Source organism: Mesotoga sp. UBA5557, from assembly GCF_002425715.1.
Taxonomy (GTDB): Bacteria; Thermotogota; Thermotogae; order Petrotogales; family Kosmotogaceae; genus Mesotoga.
The window spans coordinates 1-17,358 of sequence record NZ_DIMV01000077.1 but is presented as its reverse complement, the minus strand read 5'-3'; the positions used below and the strand labels follow the sequence as shown (position 1 = coordinate 17,358).

The following is a 17,358-nucleotide window of genomic DNA, read 5'->3' as shown; positions in this document are numbered from 1 at the left end:
AGAGATCAATCAAGTATTTCCACAGCCGAAAAGGGGCGAGGGAACAGCAGGATGCCAGGAGATCGGGTGAATGATAAAGGGACCGCTGGGAAGAGCAAAGAGCCGCTGAGCGCTGAACGCTGGGTAGAGCAAGGACCGGCTGGCTTCGCCAGGAAGTGATGCTCGCTGGCGCGAGGAAGTGATGCCCGGAAAAGCATCCGGGGAAGTGATGCTGCTTCGCAGGAGGCGACAAAATAGCCAGTCAGGCTACGCCAGGCCAGTCTTTGGTTCGCAAAGGCCAGTCTCGCCTTCGGCGAGTCAAGTTCCGCTTCGTGGTGAAAGAGCCGCTGAAGGGGGCGTGAGCCCCCATTTTGAGCAGACAATCTCTGCCGTCTGAACGGCTCTGTGAATCGGTGAGGTGTAAACCTTCCGAATCGCTCTGGAACGCAGAAATGCAGATGCCTTTTCCGCCTGTCTCCTCCCCTGATCAGTCAGAGGATAACCATCGTTTCCATTCGCAAAATGGTTCTCAACATTCGATTGACTTTGTCCATGGCGCAAGAAATAGATCTCTGACATTTGTACCTCCAGGATTAGTACTAGAATTCAAGACGATAGCGAATGATTCGCAAGATGCAGTCCGGCCGAAAACTACTTTGATCTGTGGTTGCCAGTCCCTCGCCGCTGAAGAATCGCGGTTATTAACGAGTTACGACGCCTCACACTATGATGCATGAAGACAGTTTACGGAAGCCATCCTGTTGTGCAACTCAGTCGGTAACTTCTGGATAATTCACCCGGCTTGTCTCAGGCTTCAATCAATCTGCAAGATATTTCGTTGTGCCTCTTGATTAGTTCTGAGAGTTCGCCATCGACTATCCTGCCGTTCTGGACGCGGATCTTCCCGTCAATCATTACCAGGTCACTGTTGTGAGGGTCGCATAGAACGAGAGAAGCCACCGGATCGGATAACCCTCCGGCCATCGAGAGAGTGTCCAGTCTGAAAGCGGCCAAGTCGGCAGACTTTCCCGGCTCGATCGAACCGATGAAGTCGTCCATTCTCAAGACCTTAGCTCCGCCCAGCGTCGCGAATTCCAGAACATCCCTCGGCGAAAGGGCGTCGGCTCCCTTCAGGACTCTTTGAAGCATCAGGGCATTTCGTATCTCAAGAAGCATGTTTCCCGTATCGTTCGATGAGCTTCCGTCAACGGCAAGACTGATCCTGATTCCGGCTTCCTTCATCTCTTTCACACGGGCGATTCCCGATCCAAGTCTCATGTTTGAGGAAGGGCAGTGAGCCATGCCGCAGTCATGCTCGGCGAGCCTCTTGATGTCTTCATCGCTCAGCCATACGAGATGGGCGAACCAGCTTCGCTCGTTGAGCCAGCCTACTTTCTCCATGAAATCGACCGGTCTTAATCCCTTTTTCTCGATACAGAAATCGTCTTCGTCCCTGGTTTCGGCGAGATGTGTGTGAAGAAGCACGTCATACTGCCCGGCGAGTTCGGCCGTCCTGACCATCGACTCTTCGGTCACCGAGAAGGGAGAGCAGGGCGCCAGAGCTATCCGCAGCATCGAGTGTTTTTCTCTATCGTGATACTTCTCTATTAGTCTTGCGGAGTCCTCGATTATCTCTCTCTCGCTCTGGACGACCGAGTCGGGGGGTAAGCCTCCGTCTTTTCTGGAGAGAGACATCGAGCCTCTGGTGGGATGAAATCTCACGCCGGTACTGCGGGCCGCTTCTATTTCGCTGTCGATGAACTCTTTCCTTCCCGTTGGGTGAAGGTAAAGCATGTCGGTTGTCGTTGTCACGCCGGAGGCCATCATCTCGTAAATCGCCACTTTGCTACTGACATATATCGCTTCGTTGTCGAGATTTTTCCACCTCTCGTACAAAAAGACAAGCCAGTCGAACAGCTTGGCTGAGGCGACTTCCTTTACGCTGCGGAAAAGCGACTGATAGAAATGATGATGAGTGTTGACAAAGCCGGGAGTGATGATCCGTCCGGCCAGGTCGATCTCGACGTCGCCCGGAGGAGGAGTTCCCCTGCCGACATCGACTATTATTCCATCTTCGATGACGACATAAGCGTATTTCAGCTCTTCTCTCCTTTCATTCATTGTCACAAGATAGTCTATGTTCTTGAGTACTGTTTTCAAGCACTGCACCTCCGATTCAAAGAGATTCGTCTTCATTCTTGCCGTTCAGTCGTATTACCTTCTGAGCCATTTCAGAGAAGACGTCATCGTGAGTAACTATTATTGATTGATCGAGTTCGCCAAAGAGCTCTCTGAGAGAATGGGCAAGCAGCTCTTTCCTCTCCTTGTCGAGATTCGATGTCGGCTCGTCGAAGACGGCAAATCTCGCTCCGCTGAGGACCCCCGTCATTGCGGCTCTCAGACAAAGAGAGACCAACACTTGCTCCCCGCCTGAGAGATTAGAGAAACTTCTGACGCTGCCATCGCCGTATTCGGATGCATTGACGGAGACTTCGTAATCTTCGTTCCATCTTATTGACTCTTCGGTCCCGGATATTCGCTGATAGTCTAGGGTAGCCTTTCGCTCTATCGCATCACGAAATCCGGCGGTTATTCTCTCTCCGGTGAGATTGAGATTGTCTCTAATCATCTCTCCGAGTTTGATTTTTCTGGAAGTTTTTTCGCCGGCTCTCTTCTTGAGCTTCTTCTTTTCTTCCATCTCTGCGAAGTTCTTCAGATCTGCCCGCAGAGAAACTATGTCTCTGCCGATGGATATTGTTTCGTCTCGTTTGAGAGCATAACTTTCTTCGGCCTTTGTCTCATTTCTCTTCAGTTCTTCTAGACGGCCATAATCGAAGCTCTTCTCAAGAGCAATAATCTCTTTTCTGAGGCCGGTCACTCCGGCCGCCTTCTTTCTGCATCTTTCGAGCGAGGCCCGGCAGAGGCCTGAGTACTCCTCGAGATAGCCCGCAAGAGTCACATATTTGTTGAATCTTTCATAATCGTTTTTGTTAAGAACCATCGCTCTGCGAATCTCTTCAATCTCCGCTCTCAATCCGGGAAGCTTTCCAAGTTCCTCCGCAAATTCCTTAACAATGCTTGTCTGAGCATCGATTTCGCTCGACCGGGAAGCGAGTTCTTCCTCCGTCTTCTTCTTCAGTTCGTTGAGTGATTTGATCTTGCTCTTGACTTCTTCCAGACGCGAATCCCTTTCTTCAATCTGGTTCTTGAGCGTGGAAATGTGTTTCTTTTGAAGTTCGAGCTCTGTGGAGGCATTTCGAATATCTTTCTCTACACTCTCGCTCATCTCGTCAATCTCTCCGGACTTTCCTGAAATCGTCGAGAGCTGAAGAAGGAAGCTCTTCGCTCTCTCTTCAAGGTCAAGCTTCTCTTTTTCTAGATCAGCCTTTTCCTTAAGTTTCTTATCCGTCTCTTCTATCGCTTTGAGGGCAAGAGCCCTCTCTTCCGCCAGTTTGCCTAGCCTCGACGGGCTCTCCTTCACTTCTGCAATCTTTTTCGAGAGCTCTCTTTCACCGGAGGCTAGCTGGTTTATAAGACCTTCGATGTATCCTTCATAATCACTTCTATTTTCGATGTTCTTGCATTTCTCATCCAGGAGCGGACAGATGCCAACGGCGAGAGAGCCTCTGTATTCTTCAAGCGCCTTTCTCCGGGAAGCCTTGCTGACACAGGCCTCGTTCAGCTTTTCAAGGAGAAGGACTTCCTGTTTCGCCCTTTCTATACCGCTGTCGATTTTCGCCAGCCTTTCATTGAGTTCCTCAGCACCTTCCAGTTTTCCAAGGCTCCTTAAGAGATCTTCAAGAGCGGCCAGCCGTCGCTCAGGCTTCCTGTATTCTTCGAGGATCACCTTAAACGCCTCTTTTCTAGAAAGACACAGGTTGTAGGCTTCCCGCTTCTTGCCTGCCTCGCGTTCCGCCGCTTCCATCTCTCTTCTTAGCTCTTCTCGTTCCTTTTTCAGCTCCTCGAATTGCTTCTCGCTCTCTTCCAGTCTTTCCTCAGAATTCGAGAGCGCTCCGCTTGACCGGGCAACTTCCGTCTGCAGTTCAGCGATTCTCTTCTCAATGGCAGCCGAGCGCTCGCCAAGACCTTCCAGTCTTCTTTTTTCGGCGCTTAGAGCATTTTCTTTTTCCAGAAGTCTCTCATAGAGATCGTGGCCGTCCCTGCTTTTGTCAACGATTTCTCTGGCCTCGACCGCCCTCTCTCTTTGCTTCAGATTGGCTTTCAACGAAGCAGCTTCGTCCCTCAACGACTTCAGTTGCTGCTCAAACTGTCCTCTCTTCGAAGAGAGCTCTCTTCCGATTTCCTCGAGACGCAGTCTCTCTGCTTTGACTTTCTTGAGGGCATCTTCCAAAGACTTCAGTTCCTCTCTTGCCCTGGAGAGATCCTCCGAGAGAGTCTTCATCCTCTCTTCAACTTCTGCCTTTCTCTCCAGCTGCTGCTCCATGAACGCGATCCCTCTCTCAAGAGTTTCGTTCTCACTCCTCAGGTCGGTGAGATAACTGCGCATGAAATCCGTTGAGATCTTCCTGTAAAGGTCGACCTGGAAGACCCTGTTGAAATAGTCCCTTCTCGCAGCAGGACTGCCGAGAAACTGATCGGCGATTCTATTCTGAAAAGCTACTATCACGTTCTCGAATGTCTTCGAGATGTCTCCCTGAAGACCGCAGATAATTCTGATCTTCTCTATCACGTTTTCCTTCCCGCGGGCAATGAGAAGTTCCCCCTGATGCAGCTCGTGACTTGAACCGGTGCCGAAGACTTTCTCGACCCTGTACTCCAGACCGTCGTCGGCCAGAAAAGTCACGGTAATTTTCGATCTTCTCTCGTTCCACTTGATTGCGTCTTCCTGTTTGTCGCGCAGTCCTCCTCCGAAGAGAGCCAGTCCGATAGCTTCGATGATCGATGATTTCCCCGAGCCGTTTCTTCCAAGGATGAGGTTTATTCCCTTCTCGAAGGTTTCGGAATATCTGGAGTGGCTGCGGAAGTTCTCGAGATCTATCGAAGTAATCCTCAAGAGCCACCACCCACTATGGCTTCAAGAAGGGCATCGACGGATTCTTTGAACAGGTCATACCTTCCATCTTCCTGAGACTGCTTCATCTTTTCTATTGCGACCACAAGGTCCTCGCCTCTTGCTCCGAGCTCCTTCCACTCCCTGGAGCCGAGTATGACCTCTCGTTCGATGTCTCTCGCGCTCATCAGTCTGTAGTCGTCGAGAGTGATCTCTCTATCCGTTCTCCTGACTCTAACAAAGGCCTTAAGGGCTCCAGAAGACTCTATCTCCCTCTCCAGACGCACAGGATCTACGTAGAACTCTCCGCTTCCCGTTACCGTTACCAGTACTATGGCTCCTCCATGAATCTCATGTTCGTTGACAAATCCGTCAAGGTCGTCGCCCTCGCCGGGAAAAACGGAGAATTCCTGTCTTTCCCTCCTGCGAGAGTCGTGAAAATCGGCTGTTCCGCTCTCGGTATCGAATACGTAAAATCCCTTACTATCTCTCTCCCAGACGTCCCAGTATTCGAGAGATCCGGGCACGAAGAAGAACGGCTCTTCCAGAGGAAAAGCGAGTTGAGAATGCAGATGTCCGCCTCCGGCATAGGTCACCTTCGACCTGAGAATCTTCAAGACTTCGGGTGACACAAGGCCGGGAATGAAGTTGTCGTTCCCGGGCGCGGTGTGGATAAGTATTATATTGTCTTTGCCTTCAAGAAAAGAAGAAGCTTTGAGGATCATCTCCTCTGCCATGAAGCCGGGATAGCCAAGTCCGAACACCTTGAATCCTTCGATGCTGACGTTCGGAAAGACGATGTCCTTTTCGCCCTGAACCGGGCAGAGCAGCTCCAGATACTCTGTCTCATGGAGAAATCTCAGCCAGGACTCATTCGCGCTAAAGCTCTTGTCGTGGTTTCCCTCTATAGCCAGCACCCTGATACCGTTTTCTTTCAGTCTGGAGAGAATACTCTGCGTTCTGGCAAGAGTGTCGGGATTGATGTCTCTCTTGTCAAAGAGATCACCCGTTATGAAGAAGGCATTTGGCTTGTTCTGTACGGCCCAATCAACTACATAGTCAAAGGCTGAAAAATAATCTTCGTATCTTGCAGACGAATAGGGGCTGTTCGGGGAGCCGATCGGTCTTCTCCCCAGGTGAATATCGGAGCAGTGAAGGAATCTCAATTTGATGGACTCACTTTCTGAATTCCAGAGGCGTTGCGGCGCCGGAAGCATCTCTGGTGAGTTTCAGGTCACCGGTCCTGACGGCAAAGAGCTCCGTCGTGTTGCACACTGTTCCTGCGAACAGGTGGCCGCCAACTGCGCTTCTCGAAGGTCCGGCTAACGCAACGTGAAGATGCGGGAATGGAAAACCGCCCTTCGACGATACGTTTCCCGATATGTGAATGAGCTCATGAGGAACAGAGATCATCTCCTTTTCGTACTGCTTTTTGGAAACGTTGTACCAGCCGATCTCGAAATCTCTCAACATTCCTATTCCGCTGATAACAACAAGTGAATCCAGGTTGTTCTCCGTAAGTGTATGAACTAGAGTGTGAATGAAATCCTCGCCATCCTCGAAGCGAAAGAATAGTACTCTCTCACCTTTTCCAAAAATCATCTCATCACCACCTGTATTACAATTTTACTACATCTGCCGCACCCCCACATTTGCTAACAGTTACAGTCGGAAGACATCCAGCAAGGGCTTTGATGTGAGATTTTCTTCACCCTGGTCTGATGATAGAATTGAATTGCATTCACTTTCTCCTGGAGGTTTCGTTATGTCTGGTCAACTGTTCTTCTTCTTCGTTCTCATTTTCTGGGTCGGATTTGACATCTATCTTTTCTTCTTTCACAACAGAGAGATCAGTGGAAAACTCCAGGAGAAACGATCGAAGTACATTATGCTTGCTTTCGTTCTATCTGGCATGTTTGGAGCGGTGGCTGTCGACGGCAGCTCAAAGGAAGCGTTCATGATGCCGTTCCGTCCTCATAGATGGGTTGGGGTTGCATCGATGATCTTCGCGGTCGTGGTCCGTTTCCTCGTAGTCAGGCAGCTGGGCTCTTCCTTTGCAATCGATGTAGGGGCCCTTCCCGGTCAAGAGCTGAGAACGGATCGACTGTTCAGAGTAATCCGTCATCCTGCCTATGCCGCCGAGATAGCAGGCTTTCTGGGTCTTGCGGTCGTCTTCGATTACCCGCTCAGTTCGATCCTTGCTTTCATACTCCCGACGACAGGCATACTGTACAGAATCGTCGTGGAGGAAAGAAATCTCGAATACATCTTCGGAGATGCTTATAGGGATTACTGCAAGAAGACGTGGCGGCTAATTCCTTACGTGTTTTAATCGATTAGGAGGTGAAGGATTTGAAATCATACAGGAAGGAACTTTTCTTCAACACCGCGACCAGGCGAGAGATAATCAATATCACTCCAGATGTCGAAAGAGCGCTCAAAGAAAGCGGAATCCAGGAAGGACTTCTGCTCGTGAACGCAATGCACATAACTGCAAGTGTGTTCATCAACGACAATGAATCCGGGCTTCATAATGACTTCGAAAAATGGCTGGAAAGGCTTGCGCCCGAGAAACCTTACTCGCAGTATGAACACAACGGATTCGAGGACAATGCGGACGCCCACCTGAAGAGAACCGTTATGGGTAGGGAAGTTGTGGTAGCCGTTACTGAGGGAAGACTGGACTTTGGACCATGGGAGCAGATCTTCTACTATGAACTGGACGGTATGAGAAGAAAGCGAGTTCTGATAAAAATAATCGGCAATTAAGATTCGAATTGTAACGGTTTTCAGAGGCTTTGTCAGATATACCGGCCTAAACAGCTCCAGACAACCAGGGAGTCTCTTGTTTGCCTTTGCGACGGTCTTTCTAAGATGTTATGGTAATAATAACACTTATTATGTATGGAGGTGCTATCAATGAGCATTGGAGAAGCATCACTAAACTCCCGATCGGTCGTTTTTCTCGACGGGGGTTTGGTTGATGTTACGCCTTTTGCGAAGAGGGTTGGGATCAAACTGCCGGTAGTTATCACGGAGAATCTCTGGAATGAAATGGTTAAGACCGACGAGAATTCCAGGATGTACGGACAAAAAGAAGAGAAGCGGCTCGACAGCCTGCTTTCCACATTGAGCATGGAACTGCTTAAGGGAAGAGCGAAGGATCTCTCGTTCACTTTCCTGGTCTGCAAAGACCCGAAAACAACCAGTTGCAGGCTTCTGAAAGCCTGCTACAAGGAAAGAGATGACGGTAATCGGTTCATAAGGATTTCTGGTTACAACGAATCTAACTGACTCTGGAACAGGCACGAGCTTTTATTTACAATATCGACTTGTTCTGGAAAGAGTCGTTGAGCTATAATGAGCTAAACGAACGCGAGGTTTGCATATGAACAATAAGACTTACAGAGGAAAAAACAGAAAAGCTATGATGATGTACGGCAACGCCCTTGTTTCTTCGGGTGCTTAGCTGTACCTGAGAAAATAGAAGCAGGGCGTCTCAAAGGAGACGCCCTTTTTTTATATCAGGAGGGATTTGTATGAAGAAGTTTCTAGTGTTACTGGTTCTACTGGGAGTCGTATTTGCGTTCGGTACCACGAAGATCAGGATTGGCGCCACTCCAGTTCCCCACGCCGAGATTCTCGAGGTAATCAAGGCCGACCTAGCCGAGCTGGGCTATGAGCTGGAAATCGTTGTGTTCAATGACTATGTGCTTCCAAACATCGCCCTTTCCACAGGGGAACTCGACGCGAATTACTTCCAGCACGTACCCTATCTGGAGTCCTTCACTTCACAAAGAGGAATAAAAGGGCTGGTCTCAGCAAAGGCCATTCACGTCGAGCCAATGGGGTTCTTTCTCAAGAAACCTCTTTCAGAGCTCGCACCAGGTGATAAGATCGCTGTTCCGAACGATCCGACAAACGAGGGCCGAGCTCTCATTCTGCTTCACAACAACGGGCTTATTGAGCTCAAGGATCCTTCGAAGCTGGAATCCACAGTTCTGGACATCAAAGAGAACCCAAGGCAGTTGACCTTTGTTGAAATCGAGGCCGGGTTCATTCCAAGGGTCTACACAGACGACAAGACCGTCGCCGGTGCCGTCATTAACACCAATTACGCGCTTACCATCAACCTAAATGCAGTCAAAGACTCGGAGTTCATTGAAGGTGGTGAATCTCCGTACGCAAACATAATCACAATTCGAGAAACTGACAAAGGCGAAGCATGGCTCGAAGCTCTCATCAGTGTTTTGACGTCGGAGAAGGTAAGAGACTTCATAAACGAAAAGTATGATGGTGCGGTAGTACCCGTCTTCTGAGGTTTAGTGCTTTGATACTGAGCGTTGACAGACTTAACCTCTCTTTCGAAGACAAATCGGGAAGGAGAAAGATCCTCGATGATGTCAGCTTCTCTATCGAAGAGGGCGAGATTGTCGGAATCGTAGGGTTGTCGGGAGCAGGGAAAACCTCTCTGCTCCGTACCCTTAACCTACTCCAGCCGGTGGACAGCGGATCGATCATGTTCGACGGCCAAAACATAGTCGGGCTTAACGAAAGCAAAGTGAGGAGCATTAGAAAGAAGATAGGAGTGGTTTTCCAGAGCTACAACCTGTTTCGCTACAGAACCGTCTACCAGAACATCGCTTTTCCTCTGAAAATTCAGGGAATCGGAAGGGGCGAGATCAGGGAAAGAGTTATGAGTATCGTTTCGGAGCTCGGCCTGGATCACAGGCTGAGCGCCTACCCTTCGCAGCTCTCCGGCGGCGAACAGCAGAGAGCGGCGATCGCCCGCGCTCTCGTAATGGATCCAAAGCTGATTCTTCTAGACGAACCCACTTCCGCTCTCGACCCGAGGACTACGGGCAGACTTCTCGACCTCGTAGTGAATCTCAACGAAAGACGCAGTGTCACCTTCGCGGTCGTAACCCACGATATGGATGTCATTAAGAGAACCTGTGACAGAGTCGCGTATTTGCAGAATGGGAAGCTGCACTTCTTCGGACCTACGCACGAATTCTTCGTCAAGATCGAGAACAATGAAGTGAGTGACTTTGGAAGCCCTCTCGAGCTGGAAGCAAGCGTCCTTTCCGGGCAGAAGCGGCTCTTGAGAGTACTCTTCTGGGGCGAGCGTACCCACGAACCTGTTTTATGGGAGATAGCAAGGGAGTACGATATAATGATCAACATTCTGTACGGGAAGATCGAAGAGCTGAAGAACGGACCCTTCGGAACAATGATCATCGCGATTGATGGGCATAAACAGGATCTGTTCATAGAGAAACTTAGGGACTCCGTCTTCTTTCTCGAGGAGGTCCGCTGATGTTCTCACAAATACTTAAGGCGACGCTCGAAACTCTATACATGCTTCTTCTCTCCGGTTTCCTGGCAACTGTTTTCGGTATTCCGCTAGGCGTAGGTCTTTACCTCTGTTCAAGATCACGAAGGTTGAAGACCCTCTATGCGTTGCTCGATCTGCTGGTAAATATCTTCAGATCAATACCTTTCATTATTCTCGTGTTGCTTCTGATTCCCGTTACGAAAAACGTAATGGGAACGATAATCGGGCCGAATGCCGCGATCTTCAATCTTACTATTGCAGCTATACCTTTCATGGCGAGGCTTTCGGAGAATTCTTTCAATGCCGTGCCTTCGGGAATAATCGATTCGTCAAACTCTATGGGATTGAATAAGTGGCAGATGGTCACAAAGGTTCTCATACCGGAAACACTGCCCGATCAGATCGGCAATATAACCGTGCTTTTGATCAATCTCGTAACCTATACCGCCATAGCGGGTGCGGTCGGGGCCGGAGGTCTCGGTCAGCTGGCAATCAACTATGGCTACTACCGGTTCCAGTGGGACGTAGTTCTCTACGCAGTGATCGTTCTCGTGGCGATCAGTCAGCTTCTTCAGTTCACTGGAGGAAAACTGGCGAAGGGATTGCGAAAATAACTTTGGAAACAAGGTTTTTCGGAAGCGTCTCGGAATTGAATCATTTTGACTTTCGTCGTCGGAGCCAGAATGTTGTAAACTGGTACCGGGCAAAACAAGTTGATTGGAATACAGGTTTGCCCATAAGGGTGAAGCACTATGAAAAGACTGCCGGTCGACATCGATATGTTGGTCAATTTGATGGATATTGACCAGAGAGAGTACGACGCGATTTCGTATCTAGATACGGAGACGGGAAAGATCATCTTCTATCAAGAAGATTGTTTTCCGGATGAACTAGTAAACTGCGAGGTTGAAAGAGAAGAGATAACTGAAGACCTTCTGAAGTACTCCTGGATGAGAATCGAAGATTTGTACACTTATTATGACTTGTTTTGCGGCGATGAATCGGAAAGATTCGAGGATATACCGTGGATTACTCCAGGGGAAAAATTCGCACTGATCGAAGAGTTCATTTACACAAGAGTAGAAGAAAGCGTCAGGGATGAAGTCTATTACGAGATTTCGGGAAGAGGTGCATTCTCTAAGTTCCGCACATTTCTCGAACATCACGGAGAATACAAGGACGCATGGTTCAAATTCGAAAGTGAGAACTTGACAAGGATTGCTGTTGAGTGGCTCAACTCGATAGGAATCGATCCGATCGATACTTCTGAACAGTGATCTCGGTCTTCTCTTTGAAGTAAATCTCGCGGAGATTCGTCTGTATAAGAAAGACTGCCCGGGCCTTTTCTTTTGTCGGTTCACAGGAGGATCAGAGCGTGAAGAACACTGGAGTGTCGCTGGAAGAAGGTAGTTCAAAGCAGTTGACGTTTAGGAGCCTGGTAATAGGGGCGCTCGGGTCGATAATCATCACTACCAGTTCAATGTACGTCGCCTTGAGAATGGGGGCTCTTCCCTGGCCGACCATTTTTGTTGCAGTTATGTCCCTGGCAATACTCAAGGCCTTGGGCAGGACTAACCTGAACGAGATAAACGTTACGCACACTGCTATGTCCTCCGGAGCAATGGTGGCTGGCGGTCTGGCCTTTACAGTTCCGGGCATCTGGATTCTTGAGGCTTCCTCAGAGGTAAGTTTCCTGTCTCTCCTGGTCGTCACATTGTCAGGCACTATTCTGGGAGTTGTATTCACAGGACTGATTAGGCGTTATTTCATCGAGAAGGAGAAGCTGCCTTTTCCCATGGGTTTGGCTTCCTACGAGACAGTTGTTGCCGGTGACAAAGGGGGGAAGAAGGCAAAGTACCTCTTTTCCACCATGGGGGCCGCTGCCGTATTTGTCGCAGTAAGGGACGGGCTGGGATGGATTCCTTCTGCGTGGTCTTCGGTCCGGCTGTATTCAAGAAACATCTTCTTTGGAATGTGGATATCCCCTATGGCCGTTGGCATAGGTTACATAATCGGACCGCTCTTCACAGGAGTGTGGTTCCTTGGAGCTGTTCTAAGCTACTTCTTCTTGATCCCCGTTGGAGTTGCGGCCGGATGGTTTGCTGATGTCGGCTCTGCGACGGCTTTCAAAGATAGTCTCGGGATCGGACTGATGGTTGGCACCGGTGTTGGGATACTGCTCAAGGGAATCTTGCCGCGGGCAAGAGAGATCTACCTTCCCGTAAAGAGCAGCGGGAAGGGATCGCGAATGAAGACGCTTCGATGGATACCTCTGGTTTTTGCGGCCATCGCTCTCTTCCTCACAACTTTGACGGAAATGACTCTTGTCTCTTCTCTACTTACAATAGTTGGCGTATGGCTTACGACGGCCATGGCCGCCTCGATAACCGGGCAATCGGGCATCAATCCTATGGAGATATTCGGCATCATCATTCTCATTGCCGTGAAGTCAGTCGCCAGTCTCGGCACAATCGAAGCGTTCTTGGTGGCGGGAGTAGTGGCAGTTGCTTGCGGCCTCGCTGGCGATGTACTGAACGATTTCAAATCCGGTTACCTTTTGAAGACCAACCCCAGGGCTCAGATCGTCGCCGAGACGGTCGGCGGAGTAATTGGCGCAGTAGTCTCGGTAATCGTTCTCTTTATTATGTTCAGAGCCTATGGTACAATGGGCCCGGGAACGGAACTCCCCGCGCCACAAGCGTACGCCGTTTCCACCATGGTCGGTGGTCTCCCAAATACTCCGGCCTTTTTCTTCGGCTTGGTGATTGGGATCATAATCTATCTTATGAAACTACCGGGGATGACGCTTGGAATTGGCATGTACCTCCCTATGGAGATATCTACCGCCGCATTCGTTGGAGGCGTTATTAGCTTAATTGTCGGCAAGATCAAGCCAGAATCGAAGGAGACCGGCATGATAGTGTCGTCGGGACTTCTTGGAGGCGAAGGTATAACGGGAGTAGTTTTGGCAATAATCAGGGTTCTAACAGTTAGCTAATAGAATAGAGGAGTTGTTTTGAAACACATTCACGCAGTGGGCAGAGTCCCTTTCAATCGCGTTCACATTTCTCTCAAATGGTTATTGCTCGGCGCCGTTGTCGGGGTAGCGGCCTTCTTCATCGTCAATCTTTCAATGGAGAGGATCGAGTCACCTCACTTCTCTGCCCAGCTGTCCGCGGCTCGACTAATGGCCTCTTGCATAGCTGAACTTTCAGCTTTCCGGGAGTCGCTGGGCATAGAAATCGACCCATCTGTCGACCCTAATTTGACAGGGCTTATTGGACCGGAATTCACGGAGTTGACAACTACTCTAGGAAATCTGCAGGCGAAGAGAACCTCGACCAATCCGGACTTCGCGGCTCTCCTGGTGAAGTACTTCAAAGAACTCAATCTCAAGAGAGGCGATCCCGTAGCTATAGGAGCGAGCGGCTCTTTCCCCTCGCTTCTTCTAGCCACTCTCTGCGCCTGCGAAGTTTTGGAACTTGAACCCCTTGTGATCTATTCGATTGGCGCTTCAGAGCACGGCGCAACACACCCGGAGTTTACCTTCGTTACGATGCAGGAAAGACTTGTAGAGGTAGGGCTGCTTAAAGACAGCCTGATCGCAGTCTCTCTGGGCGGTAATTACGATACGGCAAGTGGAATGTTTTTCCCGAAAGCTCGTGAACTGATGACGGAGATTGCTTTATCCAGCGGAAAGACCTTTGTATATGAAGAGTCTCTTCAAGAAAGCATTGAAAAGAGACTTGAGCTCTATCTTGAGAAGTCGGCCGGACTGCCTTCTGTCTTCGTCAATATCGGGGGAGCAAGCACAAACTTCGGCAACAGCCATCTAGCTCTCAGCCTGGATAACGGTGTTTTGACTTCGTTCTCTTCGATCCCTAAAGGAGATGAAAGGGGACTGATTTTCGAGTTTGCGGAGCTCGGTGTGCCCGTGATTCATCTGCTGAACATCAGAGATCTCGCGATGGAGAATGGGATTCCGATCGACCCCGTTCCTCTTCCGGAGCCTGGAACCAGCGGAGTATATTTTGTCGATAGTTACTCGTTGCCTCTGACCTTGACCTTTCTATTCCTTATGATCCTCTGCGTTGTCGCGGGAAGGGTGATTAAGAAATGACAAACTGGCTGCTGGCTCTGGTCGCATTGTCTATCCTTCTGCTCTTTCTCGTCATTGAGAATATTCTCTCGAGAAAGAGAAGGAAGCGACTGAAAATTGCTGTTCAAGTGAACGGAACCAGAGGCAAGAGCGAGACAGTAAGACTGATTCACGCGGCCCTCAAAGCAAACGGCTTCAGCGTGCTGGGCAAGACGACGGGGACTGTTCCTCTATGGATAACCCCCGACGGGAGACATGTCGAAGTGGTGCGTCATGGTCCTGCAAACATACAGGAGCAATTCCTCGCCTTGAAGAAGTCGGAGAGGGACGGCTGCAACGCGTTGGTCGTGGAATGCATGGCTATTAAGCCCGAGATGCAGCTTTCAAGCATGAGAATCGTCGAAGCAGACATTACCGTCATCACGAACGCTTATCCGGATCATATCGAAGAGATTGGAGCCGACGAAATCGAGACGGCCAAAGTGCTTTCTCTATCTATTACTCCAGAAGGAATTTGCGTTTTGGGAAACGTTTCGTCTGACGCAATGGAATCTGTAGAAAAACACTGTTCTAGAATAAATTCTAGATTGGTTACTGTTATCCCGAAAGTGGAGGACACGGCCGGATTCAAATTCGAGCCAAATGAGGAAAACCTTTCTGTCGCACTGAAGGTTGTAGAACTACTCAATCTGGACAGGGAGAAGGCGCTTGAGGGAATGAGAGAGGCGCTGCCTGATGTGGGGACCTTCAGGTATCTGCATCTCGGCGACGGGATCAATGATACTGTTCTGGCAAATGCCTTCGCGGCCAATGACATTCGTTCCACTTCTCTGCTTCTGAAAAAGGCAAGACAGGATTTTCCCGAGAGACCGCTCGTCGGATTCTTCAACTCCAGAGACGACAGGCCGGACAGAGCTCTCGTCTTCGAAGCGATGATTAGAGACTTCGACAGGATAATAGTCAGAGGACCTGTTCCTCAACGAATATTGAAGAGCAAGAACGTGGAAAAGCTGAAAGATCCGAGCCGGCTGCATTCGCTTCTTGAAGGCCATGAGCTCGTTTTCGGATTCGGAAATATACGCGGCCTTGTACAGTGGCTGAGCGGGTTGGAGGAGATTCGATGAGTCCTGCATTGTTCTCAATCGGAATCGTCATAAGTACAATATTCTGGTGGGTAACGGGTTTGTCGGCCGGAGGGCTTGTCACGCCGGTCTACCTGTTCATCTTCATTGAACAGCCTTTGAGGCTGCTGTATACATGGGGTGTCGGTCTGGTCACATTCCTGATTCTAAATCTTCTCCAGAGGTATCTAATTCTCTACGGAAGAAAGAGGCTCGCAATAGGAATTCTTCTCGGAGTCGTGGTCAAGCTTTCCCTAGACACCTTTCTTATGCCTAATCTCCCGGTAGAGCTGTTCTCAACCGTGATTGGAACCATCGTTCCAGGGCTGATCGCGAATGACTTCTACAGACAAGGAGTAGTGAAGACCTCTCTTTCGCTTATCTTCGTCACAACGGTTGTCTGGTTGACAAACATACTGATAAAATCGATCATGGTTGTCTAGGAGTTACAGCTAGCCGAAGAGCACGAGTCTTAACACAAGATAAAGGTTGGAGATGCAGAGAGATATAATTGCCGAAGGGAACCCGATCTTCATGAAATCGAGGAAACTGTGCCTGTTTCCATACTCCTTGTTTACCATCTCAAAACACATCACATTTGCAAGATGACCGGTTACAGTTCCGTTTCCCCCGAGGTTTGCCCCAAGAGCAAGAGCAATCCATAGATCGTACTGAAGAGGGTAGTGAACGGAAAGCTGCGCCACGATAGGAATGAAGATCGTAACAACCGGAATGGCTCCAGTAACCATCGCTATCAATCCGCTTACCCAGAGAATAAGCATAGAGAGAACGGCCGGGTTGCTCGAAAGATTCAAAGCCAGTGCGGAAAGCTCTCCCGTTATTCCCGTGCTTTCAAGAGAGTGTGCAAGCGAGAAAAGTCCAATGAAGAAGAGAATCGCGTTCCAGTCCACTTCGGTAGCAACCGATTCGAAATCCTTTCCCGTATACAGAAGCAGAAATGAAGCTCCCAGCACTGCGAACAGCGACATTTCTATGTCAACGATACTGTGCATGATAAATCCGATGACCACAACTACCAGTGTTCCGAGGCTGACATACATCAATCTCTTATTGGTTATGACTCCATCGAGCCTTAATCCCTGAATCTCTTCCTTTTTTCCAGATATTGACGAGAGACCCTTCAGAATCTTGAATCTGGAGATCAACATCAGGGTGACATAGGTCAATAAGAGCGGAGCTAGCACAAGACCGCTGAAAGTCATGAAAGGAATCTTGGAGGCGTTACCAATAATGATGTTTGGAGGATCGCCTACCAGAGTCATACAGCCGCCGATGTTTGAAGCCAGAATCATCACCGCCGTGAACCCGAAGGGGTTGAATCCCGCAGTATCTGCAACGAAGAAGATTATCGGCATGAACATTATCATTGTAGTGACATTGTCCAGAACCATAGAGAAGAGAGCGATTAGCGCCGAAAAGAGCCCCGACAGCAGAAGGATGTTTCCCTTCGTTGCTCTGAGAGTACGGACCGCCACATATTGAAAGAACCCGGTAGATTTGAGCACGCCGACTATCACCATCATTCCTATGAGAAGGAATATGGCGTTGAAGTCGACAAACTCAGATATTGTCTCTATTCTCATTGTCTCGGAGACTTTGAGCACCACCAGCAACATACCTGCCGTAAAGGCAATCAGCACTCTCCGTCTTTTCGAAAGGACAATCAGAGTGAAAGTCAATATGAAATAGATTACAATGAATATTCTGTCCACAAGTCTCATTCTATCCCAAAATGCTTAACAAATGAAGAGGGCGATATGCATCACGAATAATCTACTTGAAAAGGGTA

General features: G+C 49.3%; 17 protein-coding genes. 11 read left to right on the top strand and 6 right to left on the bottom strand.

Features of this window, described 5'->3' with window-relative positions:
- Positions 1 to 297: 297 nt before the first annotated feature.
- The 5 genes from B3157_RS10945 to B3157_RS10925 form a co-directional block, all read right to left on the bottom strand.
- A complete protein-coding gene (locus B3157_RS10945; protein ID WP_292590493.1) occupies positions 298 to 558 on the bottom strand; it encodes a histidine phosphatase family protein in 261 nt (86 codons plus the stop codon).
- 228 nt (positions 559 to 786) lie between these two features.
- On the bottom strand, positions 787 to 2,139 hold the full coding sequence (locus B3157_RS10940; protein ID WP_292590491.1) for an 8-oxoguanine deaminase: 1,353 nt from the start codon (positions 2,137 to 2,139) through the stop codon (positions 787 to 789).
- 16 nt (positions 2,140 to 2,155) lie between these two features.
- Complete coding sequence (locus tag B3157_RS10935; protein WP_292590490.1) at positions 2,156 to 4,993, bottom strand: AAA family ATPase; 2,838 nt, start codon at positions 4,991 to 4,993, stop codon at positions 2,156 to 2,158.
- Positions 4,990 to 6,156, bottom strand: coding sequence for a metallophosphoesterase family protein (locus tag B3157_RS10930; protein WP_292590488.1), 1,167 nt, complete (start codon positions 6,154 to 6,156; stop codon positions 4,990 to 4,992). Before B3157_RS10930 ends, B3157_RS10935 begins: the two co-directional genes overlap by 4 nt.
- A gap of 10 nt (positions 6,157 to 6,166) precedes the next feature.
- Positions 6,167 to 6,592, bottom strand: coding sequence for a PPC domain-containing DNA-binding protein (locus B3157_RS10925; protein WP_214060680.1), 426 nt, complete (start codon positions 6,590 to 6,592; stop codon positions 6,167 to 6,169).
- A gap of 163 nt (positions 6,593 to 6,755) precedes the next feature.
- Between B3157_RS10925 and B3157_RS10920 the strand changes: the two genes are divergently transcribed.
- The 11 genes from B3157_RS10920 (at position 6,756) to B3157_RS10870 (ending at position 15,991) form a co-directional block, all read left to right on the top strand.
- On the top strand, positions 6,756 to 7,322 hold the full coding sequence (locus B3157_RS10920) for a methyltransferase family protein (protein WP_292590486.1): 567 nt from the start codon (positions 6,756 to 6,758) through the stop codon (positions 7,320 to 7,322).
- Positions 7,323 to 7,342: 20 nt separating this feature from the next.
- Positions 7,343 to 7,759, top strand: a complete 417-nt coding sequence (locus B3157_RS10915; protein WP_099829669.1) for a secondary thiamine-phosphate synthase enzyme YjbQ — start codon at positions 7,343 to 7,345, stop codon at positions 7,757 to 7,759.
- 150 nt (positions 7,760 to 7,909) lie between these two features.
- Positions 7,910 to 8,284 (top strand): hypothetical protein, encoded by a 375-nt coding sequence (locus B3157_RS10910; protein WP_103135154.1) that lies wholly within the window; start codon positions 7,910 to 7,912, stop codon positions 8,282 to 8,284.
- A 245-nt stretch (positions 8,285 to 8,529) separates the two neighbouring features.
- Positions 8,530 to 9,309, top strand: coding sequence for a MetQ/NlpA family ABC transporter substrate-binding protein (locus tag B3157_RS10905; protein WP_103135153.1), 780 nt, complete (start codon positions 8,530 to 8,532; stop codon positions 9,307 to 9,309).
- 11 nt (positions 9,310 to 9,320) lie between these two features.
- Positions 9,321 to 10,310, top strand: a complete 990-nt coding sequence (locus B3157_RS10900) for a methionine ABC transporter ATP-binding protein (RefSeq protein ID WP_292590482.1) — start codon at positions 9,321 to 9,323, stop codon at positions 10,308 to 10,310.
- Entirely contained in the window at positions 10,310 to 10,942 is a 633-nt protein-coding gene (locus B3157_RS10895; RefSeq protein ID WP_099829665.1) for a methionine ABC transporter permease, read from the top strand. The genes B3157_RS10900 and B3157_RS10895 overlap by 1 nt, the downstream gene beginning before the upstream one ends.
- A 138-nt stretch (positions 10,943 to 11,080) precedes the next feature.
- On the top strand, positions 11,081 to 11,605 hold the full coding sequence (locus B3157_RS10890) for a UPF0158 family protein (protein ID WP_103135150.1): 525 nt from the start codon (positions 11,081 to 11,083) through the stop codon (positions 11,603 to 11,605).
- Between the two features lie 98 nt (positions 11,606 to 11,703).
- On the top strand, positions 11,704 to 13,326 hold the full coding sequence (locus tag B3157_RS10885; RefSeq protein ID WP_292590478.1) for an OPT/YSL family transporter: 1,623 nt from the start codon (positions 11,704 to 11,706) through the stop codon (positions 13,324 to 13,326).
- 18 nt (positions 13,327 to 13,344) lie between these two features.
- Positions 13,345 to 14,448, top strand: coding sequence for a poly-gamma-glutamate system protein (gene pgsW / locus B3157_RS10880; RefSeq protein ID WP_292590476.1), 1,104 nt, complete (start codon positions 13,345 to 13,347; stop codon positions 14,446 to 14,448).
- Positions 14,445 to 15,551: a poly-gamma-glutamate synthase PgsB gene (gene pgsB / locus B3157_RS10875; RefSeq protein WP_292590474.1), complete on the top strand. Its 1,107-nt coding sequence runs from the start codon at positions 14,445 to 14,447 to the stop codon at positions 15,549 to 15,551. The genes pgsW and pgsB overlap by 4 nt, the downstream gene beginning before the upstream one ends.
- Positions 15,548 to 15,991 carry a poly-gamma-glutamate biosynthesis protein PgsC/CapC gene (locus B3157_RS10870; RefSeq protein WP_292590472.1) on the top strand — a complete coding sequence of 148 codons (444 nt, stop codon included), beginning with the start codon at positions 15,548 to 15,550 and terminating at the stop codon, positions 15,989 to 15,991. Before pgsB ends, B3157_RS10870 begins: the two co-directional genes overlap by 4 nt.
- Before the next feature lie 9 nt (positions 15,992 to 16,000).
- Here B3157_RS10870 and B3157_RS10865 read toward each other — a convergent pair whose 3' ends face one another.
- Positions 16,001 to 17,290 carry an SLC13 family permease gene (locus B3157_RS10865; protein WP_292590470.1) on the bottom strand — a complete coding sequence of 430 codons (1,290 nt, stop codon included), beginning with the start codon at positions 17,288 to 17,290 and terminating at the stop codon, positions 16,001 to 16,003.
- Positions 17,291 to 17,358: the final 68 nt, after the last annotated feature.